General features: G+C 51.3%; 13 protein-coding genes. 1 reads left to right on the top strand and 12 read right to left on the bottom strand.

The window, feature by feature from the left end:
- Positions 1-153: 153 nt before the first annotated feature.
- Positions 154-678: an NADPH-dependent FMN reductase gene (locus AB9P05_RS13585; protein ID WP_371909366.1), complete on the top strand. Its 525-nt coding sequence runs from the start codon at positions 154-156 to the stop codon at positions 676-678.
- A 5-nt stretch (positions 679-683) separates the two neighbouring features.
- Here the strand turns inward: AB9P05_RS13585 and ftsZ are convergent, their stop codons facing one another.
- From ftsZ to rsmH, 12 genes are all read right to left on the bottom strand, one after another.
- On the bottom strand, positions 684-2,261 hold the full coding sequence (gene ftsZ / locus AB9P05_RS13580) for a cell division protein FtsZ (protein WP_371909365.1): 1,578 nt from the start codon (positions 2,259-2,261) through the stop codon (positions 684-686).
- Between the two features lie 108 nt (positions 2,262-2,369).
- Positions 2,370-3,671 carry a cell division protein FtsA gene (gene ftsA / locus AB9P05_RS13575; protein ID WP_371909364.1) on the bottom strand — a complete coding sequence of 434 codons (1,302 nt, stop codon included), beginning with the start codon at positions 3,669-3,671 and terminating at the stop codon, positions 2,370-2,372.
- A 60-nt stretch (positions 3,672-3,731) separates the two neighbouring features.
- On the bottom strand, positions 3,732-4,493 hold the full coding sequence (locus AB9P05_RS13570) for a cell division protein FtsQ/DivIB (RefSeq protein ID WP_371909363.1): 762 nt from the start codon (positions 4,491-4,493) through the stop codon (positions 3,732-3,734).
- The gene (gene murC / locus AB9P05_RS13565) at positions 4,480-5,877 is read right to left on the bottom strand and encodes a UDP-N-acetylmuramate--L-alanine ligase (RefSeq protein WP_371909362.1); all 1,398 of its coding nucleotides are present in this window, start codon (positions 5,875-5,877) and stop codon (positions 4,480-4,482) included. The genes AB9P05_RS13570 and murC overlap by 14 nt, the downstream gene beginning before the upstream one ends.
- Before the next feature lie 79 nt (positions 5,878-5,956).
- A complete protein-coding gene (gene murG, locus AB9P05_RS13560; RefSeq protein ID WP_371911358.1) occupies positions 5,957-7,054 on the bottom strand; it encodes an undecaprenyldiphospho-muramoylpentapeptide beta-N-acetylglucosaminyltransferase in 1,098 nt (365 codons plus the stop codon).
- 39 nt (positions 7,055-7,093) lie between these two features.
- Positions 7,094-8,257, bottom strand: a complete 1,164-nt coding sequence (locus AB9P05_RS13555; protein ID WP_371911357.1) for an FtsW/RodA/SpoVE family cell cycle protein — start codon at positions 8,255-8,257, stop codon at positions 7,094-7,096.
- Positions 8,257-9,639, bottom strand: coding sequence for a UDP-N-acetylmuramoyl-L-alanine--D-glutamate ligase (gene murD, locus AB9P05_RS13550; RefSeq protein ID WP_371909361.1), 1,383 nt, complete (start codon positions 9,637-9,639; stop codon positions 8,257-8,259). The genes AB9P05_RS13555 and murD overlap by 1 nt, the downstream gene beginning before the upstream one ends.
- On the bottom strand, positions 9,639-10,850 hold the full coding sequence (gene mraY / locus AB9P05_RS13545; RefSeq protein WP_371909360.1) for a phospho-N-acetylmuramoyl-pentapeptide-transferase: 1,212 nt from the start codon (positions 10,848-10,850) through the stop codon (positions 9,639-9,641). The genes murD and mraY overlap by 1 nt, the downstream gene beginning before the upstream one ends.
- Before the next feature lie 9 nt (positions 10,851-10,859).
- Positions 10,860-12,326: a UDP-N-acetylmuramoyl-L-alanyl-D-glutamate--2,6-diaminopimelate ligase gene (locus tag AB9P05_RS13540; RefSeq protein ID WP_371909359.1), complete on the bottom strand. Its 1,467-nt coding sequence runs from the start codon at positions 12,324-12,326 to the stop codon at positions 10,860-10,862.
- Positions 12,323-14,416: a penicillin-binding protein gene (locus AB9P05_RS13535; protein WP_371909358.1), complete on the bottom strand. Its 2,094-nt coding sequence runs from the start codon at positions 14,414-14,416 to the stop codon at positions 12,323-12,325. The genes AB9P05_RS13540 and AB9P05_RS13535 overlap by 4 nt, the downstream gene beginning before the upstream one ends.
- Position 14,417: 1 nt before the next feature.
- Positions 14,418-14,798 carry an FtsL-like putative cell division protein gene (locus tag AB9P05_RS13530; protein WP_371909357.1) on the bottom strand — a complete coding sequence of 127 codons (381 nt, stop codon included), beginning with the start codon at positions 14,796-14,798 and terminating at the stop codon, positions 14,418-14,420.
- Positions 14,798-15,709, bottom strand: coding sequence for a 16S rRNA (cytosine(1402)-N(4))-methyltransferase RsmH (rsmH, locus tag AB9P05_RS13525; RefSeq protein WP_371909356.1), 912 nt, complete (start codon positions 15,707-15,709; stop codon positions 14,798-14,800). The genes AB9P05_RS13530 and rsmH overlap by 1 nt, the downstream gene beginning before the upstream one ends.
- Between the last annotated feature and the right edge of the window lie 21 nt (positions 15,710-15,730).

Genomic DNA, 15,730 nt, shown 5'->3' with positions numbered 1-15,730 from the left:
TCTAAATATAGTATTCCTCTACCGGAAACCTGCCCGGTAGGTTTTTTTCCATAGATCACTTTTACTTCTATAGTCTCCCCCCTAAACCCGCTAAGAAAAAGCGTCCTTACTATTTTATTTTCAGGAAAAAATATACTGCCTTAAATTAGCGGCATGTACACCATTATCTCAGGAACCAACCGCAATAACTCAGTATCGGCAAAGGTAAGTGAAATGTATCGTGATATACTTAAGGATCACGGCATTGAGGCCAATATTATCTACCTCACAGACCTCCCGGATGACTTCCTTTTTTCTGCCCTTTACGAGAATACAGGCAAACACAAAAAATTTAATGAGTTCACCAAGGTGGTAAACGAATCTGAGAAATTCGTATTTGTAGTCGCCGAATACAACGGCTCCTTCCCCGGCGTACTCAAGGCTTTTATTGATGGCCTGGACTATCAGTCCAGTCTTAAAAACAAAAAATGCGCCCTGGTAGGAATATCGGCAGGAGACCAGGGGGGAGGTTTAGCCCTTAGCCACCTGACCGATATCCTTAATTACCTGGGCATGCATGTACTCGCTCTCAAACCCCGCATGGGAAAGATTGGGAGCGCGTTGACAGAGAACAAAATTACAAACCCTCTTTACAAAGATTTGCTATTAACGCAGGCTGAACAGCTAATCGGTTTTTAGCCCCATCAGTCCACATTATCGTGCAGGAAACGGTTGTTTCCCAGTATCTCGTTATCATCGTTCAGGTTAAACCGGGACACCTGGCTTTCACTTGAGTGGGGAGGTTCGCTAAGGCGCACATTCCTTCTCAGGTAAGCAGGTACTTCCAGTTTTTCTCTGAATTTTTCTGTGTTGTTCTCTTTTGCGGGCATCCCGTGCGAAAGCCCTTTAAGCCGCTGCACACGCTCCCGTGCCTGGTCAGCCAGACGGCGGCGTTTCATCTCCAGGTAGTCCTCATCAGCCTGGGTATTCTCCACCTTCTCATCATCGCGTGAGTGGTCAGACTCTTCGATGATCTCATACTCCTCTCCCAGCTCTATAAAGTTGCGGGGCTCAGGCTGAGACTCCTGTCCGGCTTCAGCCCTGGCGTCTCTGCCAGACTCGTCTGCCGATGCACGGGGTGAATCAAACGTATAGGTGCTCCCTGTTCTTGGCCGCTCTTCCGCCTGAGCAGAAGATGAAGTGGACGCTTTCTCCGCTTTTTCTTCCTCAAAAAGACTGATCTGCTTATTGCTCTCCAGGTCATAGACCTTACGGCCCGCGTTAGCCCCCTGGTCATCACTGCGGTAGTCACTGTCAAAGCCCGTAGCAATCACCGTAACACGCAGGCTATGACCCAGATCCGTATCTATACCGTGACCGAATATTACCTCAGCATCGTCACCCGCTTTATCCTGGATGTATTCAGTGATCTCCGTAAGCTCATCCATCTGAAGTTCAGCCTCTTCACCGGACATGATACTAAGCAGGATTTTCTGAGCACCATGTATGTCCTTGTTATTAAGAAGCGGAGAAGCAAGAGCCTCTTCGGCAGCACGCAGGGCACGGCCGTCTCCATCAGTTTGAGAGGAGCCCATTACAGCGGCACCGGCCTCTTTCATTACTGTTTTAACGTCCTCAAAGTCAACGTTAACGTAGCCGGGCACAGTAATGATTTCAGCGATGCCTTTAGCAGCAGTAGTGAGCACGTTATCAGCCTGGGCAAAGGCACTGCTGATCGAGAGGTTCCCGAAGATCTCCCTCAACTTATCATTGAGAATGACCAGTACGGTATCGCAGTTCTCTCTCAGCTCACGAATACCCAACTCCGCTGCTTTCATTTTTTTTCTTCCTTCAAATCCGAAAGGAGCCGTTACAATACCCACAGTCAGGATATCAAGTTCACGGGCCACCTTGGAAATGACCGGTGCCGCACCCGTACCGGTACCACCACCCATACCAGCAGTGATGAATACCATTTTGGTGTTTTCGCTCAACAGGTCGCGAATGTCTTCCTTGCTTTCCAGCGCGGCATTTTTTCCCTTTTCAGGATTGGCTCCGGCTCCCAGACCTTCCGTCAGGTGAGTGCCTATTTGCAGTCTGTTAGGTACAGGACTGCTTTTCAGAGCCTGGGCATCGGTATTACAGACGATAAATTCTACGTCTTTGATACCTTGGTTATACATGTGGTTGACGGCGTTACTGCCACCGCCACCTACGCCGATCACTTTTATAATGGATTTGTGATGATCTGGCAGGTCGAATTGATAGCTATTCTCTGTCATGTCTTCGAATTAGGTTTGTCTGTTCAGGACTGTCTATGCATTTAAGGTTTAGTAATCCCGGAGCAGGTATTTAACCTCCTTACCTGGTCCCGGGACGTTTTTTTACGATTAATATTCTTCGTCTATATCGTCAGTAAGCAGCTCCTTGGTCTTATCCAGTATGCGCTTGAAGAAGTCTCCTCCCCCGCTGCGCGCACGTGCCCGTGTATTTTCCCCTACGCTGGACTTACGCTCCTGGTAGCGGTTCTCACGCTCATCTACCGAGCGGAATCCGGTTAGTACCAGGCCTACGGATGTGGCATACATAGGGCTCTTAACCAGTTCCAGCTTAGTCTTACCCAGGTGTTCGTTAGGGTAGCCTATACGCGCATCCATTCCCGTCATGTACTCAAACAGGTGCTTCACAAAGTTAAGCTGTGAGCCACCTCCTGTGATGACCAGTCCCCCGGCAAGCTTGTTCTCATAGCCACTGGTGATGATCTCACTGTGTACATGCTCGATAATTTCCTCCATACGAGCCTCAATGATGTGAGAAAGGTTGCGTACGCTGATCTCTTTAGGAGGCCGGTTACGCAGACCGGGTATACTTACGATCTCATTAGGGCTGGCCTCTTCAGCTATAGCCTTACCAAACTTGGTCTTGAGCAGTTCCGCCTGGTGTTGCATTACCATGCAGCCCTGCTTGATATCTGAAGTAAGGATATTGCCTCCGAAAGGAATAACTGCGGTATGACGGATGATATTTTCATGGAAGATCGCAATATCAGTCGTACCACCTCCTATATCTACCAGGCATATACCAGCCTCTTTCTCCTCATCACTAAGCACGGCAAGGCTGGAAGCAAGGGGCTCCAGTATGAGGTTCTCCACCTCAAGGCCCGCCCTCTTCACACACTTATGAATGTTATTGATAGCGTTTGTCTGTGCCGTGATGATATGGAAATCCGCCTCCAGTTTCACACCAGACATACCCACAGGGTCCCGGATACCCTCCTCATAATCCACGATATAATCCTGTGGCATCACATGAATGATCTCGCTGCCGGGAGGTATCACTATACGATACATGTCCTGGTTCAGGCGATTTACGTCTTCCACCGTAATCTCATCATCCGTACTGGCACGCGTAATACTGCCGTGGTGAATAGAGCTTCTGATGTGCTGACCGGCAATGCCGACATTGACCACTTTGATGTCAATGCCTGAGGTACTCTCGGCCTCGGCTATGGCCTTTTCGATCGCGGTTACCGTGCGATCGATGTTGGTAACGATGCCACGAATGACTCCGTCTGAGACAGCCTTGCCCATGCCCAGTACTTCCAGCTTGCCAAACTCGTTTTTCCGGCCCACGATCGCGCAGATCTTAGTGGTACCGATATCTAGTCCGACTACTATTTTTTCCTGTTGCATAAATTGTTAGGTATTGATTGAGTGACTGTGGTAGCTGCGATTCTACGGCAAGCCCTCTTTTTATTCACAAACTATTTGATTCTCGTACTTAAGACTCACTCGCTCGTAGTGATTCCATCCTTTACGGGGCAGTACGTCTTTATAGAAAATCCGCAACTTTTTCAGCTTCTGGCGGTATCCGGCTGCGGTCCCGAATTCCACTATTTGCTTCGTTACCTGAGGATAAAGTATCATCTCTCCCTCACGGTCAATTTCCAGCCCGGCTACCTGCGCCACCCAAAACGGGTCGCGGTCAATATAGCTGAGCATATCCACCAGCTCTTTACCGGTTTCAGTATCGAGCTTCTTCACGATCAGTTCAGTGACCCCGCTTCCCGTAATCACCGGCACCCGGGCAGTAAAACGGGCACTTACCGGAAGCAACTCACCATCTGCACTGATGTAGGCATCCGGGCCGTCAGCCCGCATAAGCCGGGCAAGCGGTCTGTTCTGCTGTACCCTGATCACCAGGTTACCCTTCAGGTCCTTGTATACCTGAGCATCCTTCACAAAATCATGTGTTCTGATCTGCGCCTCCAGGTCTTTAAGCTTCACATTTTCCAGGCTGACACCAGTATTCAGCTGCCCCTCACCATTCTGGATAAGCGCATGTACATCCGCCTCCTCCACAAAATAGTTATCGTAGGCCTTATCTATCTCCACGAAAATGTTGTTCACCGTAGTGCCTTCAGCCTTCTTCTCCACAAACCCAATGCTACCGCTAAGCAATACCAGCAGCAGTAGCGCTTTAAGTACGTTTCCGGTTTTCTTATTGAGCTTCATCTATTCCTTCTGTTAAGCATTCCCTGATCACAGGTACAAGCCGGTCTATATCTCCGGCCCCTATCGTAAGTACCACACCCGAGGCGTTAGCAAGAGCACCTTTAAGGTCACCGGCCGACACCCTCTTTTTCTCCGGAGCCGTGATCCCCTCCATCAGCATGTCACTTGACACACCCGGAATAGGCTTTTCTCTCGCGGGATAAATATCCATAAGCAGCACCTCATCGGCCAGGCTCAGGCTGTGGCTAAAGCCTGAGGCAAAGTCACGGGTACGGCTGTACAGGTGGGGCTGAAAAATAGCCGTCACCTTCTTACCGGGATACAATGCCCTGACAGACCTGAGCAGTGCAGTGATTTCTCCGGGGTGGTGAGCATAGTCATCTATGTACACCACCTTGTCTTCATTTACGATGTATTCAAAGCGTCTCTTTATGCCCCTGAAGGACCGTATAGCGCTTCTTATAGCCTCTTCCTGTACGCCCAGCTCCAGCGCTACCGCTATGGCCGCAGTAGCGTTTTCCACATTGTGAAAGCCGGGCATGTACAGCTCCAGGTCTTTTATCTGCCGGTCATACACCTGCACATCAAACAGGCAGCGCCTGCCCTCCGGGCGAATGTTCTCTGGCCGGATGAGATCGTCCTCCCTGCCATATGTTTCCGTATGCACCCAGCCCGTGCGGCCCTTGAGTGCCGAGGCTCCCGGCCCCAGCAGTATCCTCCCCTGGCTATTTACCCTGCCGGCAAACTGCAGGAAAGCCTCCTTCATGTGCTCATGGTCACCATAGATATCCAGATGATCGGCATCCGTACTCGTGATCACAGCGATGTTAGGCACCAGCGTCAGGAAGCTGCGGTCAAATTCGTCAGCTTCCACCACGATCGTGTAGGGCAATTCCTCATCCCGGCTCAGCAGGAGGTTAGAACTGTAGTTCTGAGAGATCCCCCCCATGAAAGCAGCCGTAGGGTGTCCCGAGTCATATAGCAGATGACTAATCATAGTGGAAGTAGTAGTCTTGCCATGAGTACCCGCTACAGCCACCGTCGGGTGACCTTCAGTGAGTGCACCAAGCACCTCAGAGCGTTTATAGATGGCATATCCATTCTCCCTTAAAAAATTAAGCTCCAGATGATCACCAGGTACTGCCGGTGTGTATACCACCAGCGTCTTATCCTTCTGATCTTTCACCTCCTGCGGAATCCGGTCCGGATGATCTTCGAAGTGAACCCTGATCCCTTCAGCCTCCAGCGCATCCGTAAGAGCACTTGCCGTACGGTCGTAGCCGCTTACGCGTAGTCCGTGGGCATTAAACCAGCGGGCCAGGGCACTCATGCCAATGCCCCCTATGCCTAAGAAGTATGCGATATGGTAGTTACTCAGTGTCAAGGTTTCCTTTTTAAAAAAAGTAGTGTCTCTTCGTGTTAAATAAGTAGTGTGTCTCTCCGGTCTGTGTCTCTATATTCTTCTATCTGTTTCTGTATCTATCCGCCAGCTTCAGCACCTCATCCGCAATCCTCTCGTCTGCATCAGGCATAGCCAGTTTTTTCAGGTTTTGGCTGAATGTCTCCTGCCTCTTAGCGTCATTTAGCAGAGCGATGGCCTCATCGGCCAGGTTCTTCACTGCTTCACCATCCCTCACCATAGCGGCAGCCCCTTCCTCTACCAGCGACTGAGCATTTTTAGTCTGATGGTCCTCAGCCACATTGGGGCTCGGTACGAATACCGTGGGCCTGCCCGTCAGGGCAATCTCACTGATACTCAGCGCACCCGCACGGGATACCACCACATCAGCCACCGCATAGGCAAGATCCATCTCCCGGATGAACTGCCTCGGGTGAATGTGGCTGCGCATTGCCTCCGGCAAACGCTGCTCCATCTCCTCAATGTAGAACTTACCGGTCTGCCACAACACCTGAACATCATGACCTTTGAGCTTTTCAGCCCCCGCCAGGATGCCTTCATTCAGGGTACGGGCTCCCAGGCTGCCCCCCAGTACCAGTACGGTCTTTTTGTCAGGATCAAGGCCAAAAGCTTTCATGCCTTCAGCTCTTTTCTCCTCCGATATGCGAATATCCTTCCGTACCGGATTGCCCGTAAATACGATCTTTTCAGGCGCAAAAAACTTGTCCATGCCCTTATGAGCTACACACACAGTCTGCACCTTAGGTCCCAGCAGCTTATTCGTAAGGCCGGCAAAGCTGTTCTGCTCCTGTACCAGCGCCGGTATCTTACGCCCCGTAGCCGCATAGAGTAGCGGTCCGCTCGCATAGCCCCCCACCCCTACCACAGCATCTGGCTGAAACCGGCTCAGTATACCGCGCGACTTCATGATGCTACTCATCACCTTCAGTGGGAAAGACAGATTGTCCAGCGTAAGCCGGCGCTGAATACCGCTGATCCAAAGACCCTCTATCTCATACCCGGCTTCGGGTACCTTTTCCATCTCCATGCGCCCCTTGGCTCCTACAAACAGGATCTCCGTATCTGCATGCCGGGCACGCAGCGCATGGGCGATGGCAATGGCAGGATATACATGTCCCCCCGTGCCCCCTCCGCTGATGATGATGCGATATGGTCGGTTCGTTGCGATTCCTTTATTTATTTATGCAGCGGCCGCCTTTACTGAAGGCACCTCCGCCACGTTTCCTGATTCTTTATTTCTGTTTTCGCGGCTCACACTCAGAATAATACCGAGAGAAAGACCGGTAAACAGCAGGCTGGTCCCCCCCATGCTCACAAAAGGCAGGGGAAGCCCCGTAATGGGGCCAAGCCCTACGGCTACGCCCATGTTAACCATGGCCTGTATCACCAGCGCAAAGCTTAACCCTGCCGAAAGCAACCCGCCGAAAGTACCTTCACTCTGGGCTGCGATCACCATGCCTCTGTATAAGAGAGCAAGGTAGAGAAACAGCAATACCCCCCCTCCGAACAGTCCGTACTCCTCTAATACAATAGCAAAGATGAAGTCGGAATAAGGGTGTGGCAAAAAGTTGCGCTGGTCACTATGGCCGGCGCCCTTGCCAAATATGCCTCCCGTAGCAATGGCTATATAGCTCTGCTCTGCCTGGAAGGGAATATTATCATCATCCCAGAAAGCCAGCACACGGTTTACAAGCGTAGTACCGCGCTCACCTACGCTAAAGGCTACGCCCCCCGCCATAACCCCCACCAGCATAAGCATCGCAAGGTACTTTACAGGTACCCGGCCTATGAACATCAGCAGCATACAGGTAGCAAACAGCAGAATGGCCGTGGAGAAGTTACTCAGGGCAATGAGTCCGCAGATAACGCCACACCACAGCAGGATGGGAATAAGCGACTCGCGCACATCCCCTATATTATTTTGCCGCTTACTGAGCATACTGGCCAGGTTTGCAATAAGGGCCAGCTTCGCAAGGTCGGATGGCTGAAAGGCCTGATTGATTACCGGTATCGTGATCCACCGTGAGGCCTCGTTCAGGTTCGTTCCGAACTTATAAGTAATAAATAGCAAAGGCACAGAAAGCCACAGCGCCATCCTCGATAAACGGCTGTAGTAGCGGTAATCCAGCTTATGCGCGATCCACATAGCAAAAAAGCTGACAAACACCAGCATGCTATGCTTGATGAGGTAATGCTCCGTATTGCCCTGCATCTTCTTATAGGCAAGCGTACCCGTAGCGCTGTACACCACCAGTACACTGAGTATCGCCAGACCAAATACGATAAACCAGATCACAGGATCTCCCTGCAAATGGCGGTCCGTCCAGCTTTTCACCCGTGTCATCATTGCTCCCTCCTTTCTTCTTCCATCATCCTGTTCACAACAGCCTTAAACTGTTCCCCACGGTCTTCATAGTTTTTAAAAAGGTCGAAGCTGGCACAGGCCGGAGACAGCAATACCGCTTCCCCCTCAATAGCCAGAGCTGCCGCCTTTTCTACAGCTTCCTCCATAGAAGAAGCCTCCTCTATCCTTTCCAGCTTTCCGCCGAAGTAGCCCTTAAGCTTGGCATTATCCTTACCCAGGCATACCAGTGCCTTTACATTATTAGCCACCAGCCTGTCCAGCTGGCTGTAATCATTGCCCTTATCCACCCCGCCGGCTATCCATACCACAGGCTTGCTGAAGCTGTCCAGGGCATACCATACAGAATCCACATTAGTGGCCTTACTGTCATTGACAAAGCTCACCCCCGCAATAGTACCCGCATCTTCCATACGGTGGGGTACACTGCGAAAGCTACGCACAGCCCCCGGTATACCTGCTTTAGGCGCACCGGCTATACCGGCAGCCAGCACGGCAGCCATGGCATTCGTCGTATTGTGTCTTCCTTGCAAAGGCAGGTCGGATACAGGCATAATCAGTTCGTTTTTGTCCACTCCCCATTTGATCTTCATGGTCCCTTCTTCTACAAAGGCACCACGGCCAGAGGCCACATCCCCGGGGGTGGAGTAGGACACCGGGTATATAGTCGCCGGAATGTCCCTATGGCTGGTTTCATTTCTTGTCACCTCATCATCATGCACATAGATGAAGTGGTCATTAGCTGTCATATTCCGGACAATGCGAAACTTAGAAGCCGTATAAGCTTCCATGCTTCCCTCATAGCGGTCCAGATGGTCAGGCGTGATATTCAGCAGTATGCCTACATCCGCCTTAAAGTCATACATATCATCGAGCTGGAAGCTACTCACCTCCACCACATACCACCCCGGTTGCTCCTTCTGCGCTACCTGCCTGGCCAGGCTCGTCCCTACATTACCTGCCAGCGCCACCGACTGCAGGTTCTCCTTCAGCAGGTGGTACGTAAGCATAGTAGTCGTCGTCTTACCATTCGTACCCGTTATGGCCACGAACCTCGCCTTTGTATAGCGGGCAGCAAACTCCAGCTCCCCTATCACAGGCGTTCCCCTTTCCCGCAGCTTTTGCACCACCGGCGCATTAGGGGGAATACCCGGGCTCTTAATCACTTCATCAGCATTCAGAATAAGGTGCTCCGTGTGCCCGTTCTCCTCGAACATGATGCGCTCATCCCCCAGCTCGGTTTTATATTTTTCGGCAATAGGTCCCCGGTCAGATACGAAGACATCGTAGCCGTTGGCTTGTGCCAGCAGCGCCGCGCCCGTTCCGCTTTCTCCTCCTCCGAGTATGACCAGCCGTTTTTTCATTATCTCAGTTTCAATGTGACCAGAGCCAGGATAGCGAGGATAATCCCCACCGTCCAGAACCTGGTTACGATTTTGCTCTCATGCAGTCCCCTTTTCTGATAGTGATGATGAAGAGGAGACATCAGAAATATTCTGCGGCCTTCGCCGAATTTCTTTTTCGTGTATTTAAAATAGCTTACCTGCGTCATCACAGAGACCACCTCTATCAGGAATATCCCACAGAGCACAGGCAGCAATAATTCCTTGCGTATACACAGGGCCAGCACCGCAATGGCACTGCCAATAGCCAGGCTCCCGGTATCACCCATAAATACCTGCGCCGGGTAGCTGTTAAACCACAGGAAGCCAACGCACGCGCCTACAAAGGCAGTACAGAAGATCACCAGTTCACCCGTATTGGGGATAAACATGATGTTCAGGTACTCCGAAAAGATCATATTACCCGACAGGTAGGCAAATATCGCCAGTGCCAGCCCGATAATCGCCGAGCTGCCTGCGGCCAGACCGTCTATCCCATCAGTGATATTAGCCCCGTTAGACACGGCCGTCACGATAAATATCACTGCCAGCACGTAGATGATCCACGTATAATCTTCCGGCACAAAGGGAATCAGGTTATAGTCAAACTCATTGTCCTTCAGGAAAGGCAGCGTGGTTTTAGTGCTCTTTACATCCTCATAAGGAATGGAGCTGATAATCTGTCCTTCATCTACGGATACAGGTTCAGCAAACTCCCTGATAACAACATCATTATGGAAGTATAGCGTGAGGCCTACTATGAGGCCGAGGCCTATCTGGCCTACAATCTTGAATTTGCCCGCCAGCCCCTCTTTATTCTTTTTAAAGACCTTGATATAGTCATCCAAAAAGCCCACCAGGCCCATCCACGTGATGGATACCACCATGAGAATGATGTAGATATTGTCCAGCCGGGCAAAGAGTAAGACAGGGATAACCACCGCCGCAATGATGATGATACCCCCCATCGTAGGCGTACCCTTCTTCTCCATCTGGCCATGCAGGCCGAGGTCACGTATGGTCTCCCCAACCTGCTTGCGACGCAGAATATTAATCAGTGACTTGCCGAACAGAATAGTAATGACCAGCGAAAAGAAAGCTGCCATACCAGCACGGAACGTAATAAACTGAAAGACGCTGGCGCCTATCAGGTCATATTCACGGTCTAAGTAGTCAAATAGATAATACAGCATTCTTTACTCTTATTCGGACGATAGCCTCGCCAATACGTCTGCAATTACTTTTTTATCATCAAAATCGTGACGTATGCCATCGATCTCCTGGTACGTCTCGTGGCCTTTACCCGCCACCAGTACGATATCTCCCGCCTGCGCCATGCCCAGAGCAGCCTTAATGGCTTCCCTGCGGTTTGTAATGGACATCGCCTTACGGTAGTTGGAGGCACTTACCCCCTCCTGCATGTCTTTTATGATCCTTTCAGGGTCTTCCGTCCGCGGATTATCCGAAGTAAGAATGACCTTGTCGCTAAACCGGCAGGCTATCTCAGCCATCAGGGGCCTCTTAGCCTTATCACGGTCCCCGCCGCAGCCCACCACAGTGATCACCTGCTCATTAGTGGTACGCACCTCCTTAATCGTAGCAAGCACATTTTCCAGTGCATCGGGCGTGTGCGCATAATCCACTATGGCCGTTATGCCCAGCTTATTAGGCACATGCTCAAAGCGCCCCGGAGCTGGCTTAAGCTCGCTTAAAGCCGTAAGCACCTCCTCAGGGTCTTCCCCCAACTCCACCGCCACACTGTAGACAGCCAGCAGGTTATAGGCATTGAAATCGCCGATAAGGCGGTACCACCCTACCTTATTATCAATATCCAGCTCCAGCCCCTCAAGTGTGTTACTCAGCACCCGCGCCTTGTAGTCACTCATAGACTTCAGGCTGAATGATTTTTTAGAGGCTTTAGTATTCTGAAGCATCACATTCGCCCGGCGATCATCGGCATTTACCAGCGCAAAAGCGCCTTTAGGCAGTTCATCAAACAGCTTCTTCTTCGCCTTGATGTACTCCTCGAAAGTACCGTGATAGTCCAGGTGGTCATGGCTTATGTTAGAGAAAACTGCCCCTCTAAAGGCCAGCCCGGCCATACGCTCCTGCACCAGGGCGTGCGAACTGGCTTCCATAAATACATGGGTGCATCCCTCCTTGGCCATGCGGTCCAGCAACTCATTTAGCTGCAGCGCGTCCGGCGTGGTATGCGTGGCTTTGACCTCCTCCGTACCTATGCGGTTCACCACCGTGCTCAGCAGGCCGCACTTATATCCCAGCTTACTGAAAAGCCGGAAAAGCAGGCTTACCGTGGTAGTCTTACCATTAGTACCCGTGACACCGATGATAGAAAGCCGTGAAGAAGGGTTGTTATAATAGTTAGATGCGATGAGCCCCAGCGCCTTTGCAGAGTTCTCCACCTCTATCCACGTAACCCCTTCCTTAAGATCAGCAGGCAGTTCTTCACAGACGATCGCTGAGGCACCTTTTTCCAGTGCCTTATCTATATAGAGGTGCCCGTCAGTAGCCGTGCCGCGTACAGCCACGAATAAATCGCCTTTGTTCACAGCCCGTGAATCAAAGGTAATTCCGGTGACAGAATCATTCATGTCACCGGATACCGATTTAAGCGAAACTCTATATACTATGTCTTTAAGCGCCATCATCCGAGGCTCAGCTTTATTACTTGTGTCTTATCTATTTGCTGGCCGGGCAGGAGACTTTGCGTCCTCACCCTTCCATTACCGTTAAAGTGTACCTGCAGCCCGCAGTTTTCCAGCAGGTATACAGCGTCCCGCAGCGTCATCCCCCTTACGTCAGGCACTATGCCCTTGCGCACATTATGCGTCGCCAGCATCACCGTATCCCCCTCAAGCTTAGTATGCACCCACTCTTCCGTACCCGGTGCCACCACCTTATCTATTCCCATTTCCCTCGTAATACGGAGCAGGTCATCCCGGCGACCTGCCCTCATCACAGGCCAGGTGCTGGTATCTGCCACAAACTCCGTAGGAAGCGGCGGGTGTAGCTGCACGTTACGGGCGAATATCTTATTGGCAATCTCTTCAAATACCGGAGCCGCCACGTCACTACCGTACTGGTTGTATCCCTTAGGCTCATCGATCACCACAATGCAGCTATAGCGGGGCGCCTCCGCAGGGAAGTACCCTACAAACGAGGTATAATACTTCCGTGAGTAGCGTCCGTTTATCAACTTCTGAGCAGTACCCGTCTTGCCCGCTATTTTGTAGTAGGCATCATTGATATTCTGCGCCGTGCCGTACTCCACCACCGCCTCAAGCATACGACGTACCTTTTTAAGAGTCTCGCGGCTACAGATAGAGCTGTTGATCACAGCCGGTTCAAATTCCTTTTCCAGCCGGCCGTTGTTAAACAGCTTTTTGACAATGATGGGCGTGATCATTTTCCCGTCATTCGCTATCGCATTATAAAAGGCCAACGTCTGCAGAGGTGTCTGCTCTACCTCATAGCCATGTGATATCCACGGGAGCGAAATACCGCTCCATGTCGGGTCACCCGGCGTCTTTAGCTTTGGCACACCTTCACCCACCATCTGGAATCCAAGAGGCCTGTCCAGCCCCATATCCTTTATGTAGTCCATGTACCGCTGAGGATTAAGTCCGAAGCGGGCATCCACCATTTTAGCAATGGCAATGTTAGAGGAATAAGCAAAAGCCTCCTCTATACTAATCTTGCCATATCCACCCGGCTTATGGTCGCGCATGGTCTGGTTATGGAACATGTACTTGCCATCACCGGTATCAATACTGTCGTTCAGGTTCAGGTGACTGTCTTCCAGCAGCGCGATCATGGAGGCAAGCTTAAAGGTAGAACCGGGCTCACGCACCCCCTGCACCGCATAGTTATACCGCTCCACATAGTACTCCTTATCGTTTAGCGACAGGTTACTTATAGCCTTGATCTCCCCGGTCTGCACCTCCATCACCACCGCGCAGCCATATTCGGCCCGGTGGGCCGTCAGGTGCTTAAGCAGGGAAGTCTGCACCACATCCTGCAGGTTTATATCCAGAGTGGTCTCTATGTCCAGCCCTTCAATAGGTTTTACCTCGCTGCCATCAAATACCGGCTTCCAGTTACCTCCGGATATTTTCTGATACAGAGCCTCCCCGTCTCTTCCGCTCAGCTTCTCATTAAAGCTGTACTCCAGGCCCGCACCGTATTCATTTTCATTGAGATAGCCGATCGTACGCGCAGCCAGGCTTCGGAAAGGTTTAAATCGCTGCTCATCTTTTTGGAAGATGACCCCACCTTTGAGTCTGCCCTTACGGAAAATAGGCCACTCGGCCATTTTCTTCTTGTCCACATAGTTTATCATGCGCCGATTCAGCACTAAATATTCCTGGTTTTTAGCACGGGCATTTACAATGCGGCGCTTATACTCCTGCGGGCTGCGGTCACCATAGTAGCGGCTCAGATTCAGGCACAGGCTGTCTATTCCATTCCGGAACATCTCATCGTCTGCGATAGTGGGGTCAAAGGCCACCCGGTAAAAGGGAAGGCTCGTAGCGAGCAGGCTGCCGTTATCAGAATATATATTTCCCCTGGTAGCCCGTACCGTCCGGAACTTAAGACCGATATTCTCCGCCTTCTGACGCCACCTTTCGCCCTCCACCTGCTGTATATGCACAATGCGGAACACGATGGCTCCCGCAAACAGCACAATCAGCAGAAAAGCGATGCGTACACGTAGTAATATGGACTTCTTAATATTCACCTTATTGCACTACCAGTTTTTTAGGTGGCTCCGGGCTTTCTATCAGCCCTATATCTTTTACCCTTTTAGCGACACTGCTAAGTTTACTTTCTACCTCATAGTCGGCCTTCATGGTCGTATAGTCAGCCTTCATGTCTTCCACCTCCACCTCCAGCACATTCACCTTGCGGGTGGTGCGCTCAGCGTAGTGGGTATTCCAGATATAAAAAACGAGCAGAAACGCCAGGAACATCCCATACGGCATAAACTTCACAGGCACACCCTGCTCAAAGAGGGCCCCTATTTTCAGTGCGCGCTCTATAGAGCCGAATATGCCGCGGCCCAGGCCACCACCCCCTCCGTTGCTCTTTTTCTCTTTTTTCTTAAATCTGTTTTCAGCCATTATGCTCCTGTCTTCTCAGCCACCCTCAGCTTTGCACTACGTGCGCGCGGGTTAGCCTTTACCTCTTCTTCACCAGCCATCACCGGCTTTCGCGTGATGGCGCTCAATGGTTTATCCACATTTCCGTACACGTCTTTCTCCACCTCGCCATGGAACACCCCTTTGTTGATGAAGTTTTTCACCAGGCGGTCCTCCAGCGAGTGGTAAGACATAACGACAAGTCTGCCTTCCGGCGCCAGCATTTCTGCTGACTGCTCGAGCAGGTCTTTCAGCGCCCCCATCTCATCATTAAGCTCTATGCGCAGGGCCTGAAATACCTGGGCATAGTAGCGAAACTCCTTGCGGCGCGGTGCATAGCGGTCGAGAATACGTTTAAGGTCGGCGACAGTGACGATAGGCTCATTTACCCGTGCCGCCACTATGGCCGCAGCCAGCGTTTTGGCATTTCGCACTTCACCATACATACCGAGTATGCGGTGCAGGTCCTTCTCATCATACTCCTGCAGCAGGTCGGCGGCCGTTTTTTTCATGCCCTTATCCATGCGCATGTCCAGCCGGGCATCGAAGCGGGTACTGAAGCCCCGGTCCGCATCATCTATCTGGTGACTGGACACCCCCAGGTCGGCCAGCAGACCATCTATCTGGTCTATCCGGTGCAGTCTCAGGTAGCGCTTGAGGTACCTGAAGTTGGCCGGCGCAAATATGAGGCGCTCATCATCTATTGCCTCTGCATTGGCTTTAGCATCGGCGTCCTGATCAAAAACCACAAGCCTGCCGCCCTGCAACTGCTCCAGTATAGCACGGCTGTGCCCGCCACCTCCAAAGGTGACGTCTACATAGGTGCCGCCGGGCTTAAGGGCCAGCCCCTCAAGGCATTCCTGCAGCATGACGGGATTGTGATACGCTTCCATACTTATTAAAGAACCTTAAGG

The organism is Roseivirga sp. BDSF3-8, from assembly GCF_041449215.1.
Lineage (GTDB): Bacteria > Bacteroidota > Bacteroidia > Cytophagales > Cyclobacteriaceae > JBGNFV01.
Note: the sequence above shows the minus strand (reverse complement) of the source record. Positions and strands in the feature narration are given on the sequence as shown.

Excerpts from the sequence above, each read along its gene's own strand:
- AB9P05_RS13530 (WP_371909357.1), bottom strand. The coding sequence starts at position 14,798 with ATGGCTGAAAACAGATTTAAGAAAAAAGAGAAAAAGAGCAACGGAGGG.
- ftsZ (WP_371909365.1), bottom strand. The coding sequence starts at position 2,261 with ATGACAGAGAATAGCTATCAATTCGACCTGCCAGATCATCACAAATCC.
- rsmH (WP_371909356.1), bottom strand. The coding sequence starts at position 15,709 with ATGGAAGCGTATCACAATCCCGTCATGCTGCAGGAATGCCTTGAGGGG.
- AB9P05_RS13555 (WP_371911357.1), bottom strand. The coding sequence starts at position 8,257 with ATGACACGGGTGAAAAGCTGGACGGACCGCCATTTGCAGGGAGATCCT.
- ftsA (WP_371909364.1), bottom strand. The coding sequence starts at position 3,671 with ATGCAACAGGAAAAAATAGTAGTCGGACTAGATATCGGTACCACTAAG.
- murD (WP_371909361.1), bottom strand. The coding sequence starts at position 9,639 with ATGAAAAAACGGCTGGTCATACTCGGAGGAGGAGAAAGCGGAACGGGC.
- AB9P05_RS13585 (WP_371909366.1), top strand. The coding sequence starts at position 154 with ATGTACACCATTATCTCAGGAACCAACCGCAATAACTCAGTATCGGCA.
- mraY (WP_371909360.1), bottom strand. The coding sequence starts at position 10,850 with ATGCTGTATTATCTATTTGACTACTTAGACCGTGAATATGACCTGATA.
- AB9P05_RS13540 (WP_371909359.1), bottom strand. The coding sequence starts at position 12,326 with ATGATGGCGCTTAAAGACATAGTATATAGAGTTTCGCTTAAATCGGTA.
- AB9P05_RS13570 (WP_371909363.1), bottom strand. The coding sequence starts at position 4,493 with ATGAAGCTCAATAAGAAAACCGGAAACGTACTTAAAGCGCTACTGCTG.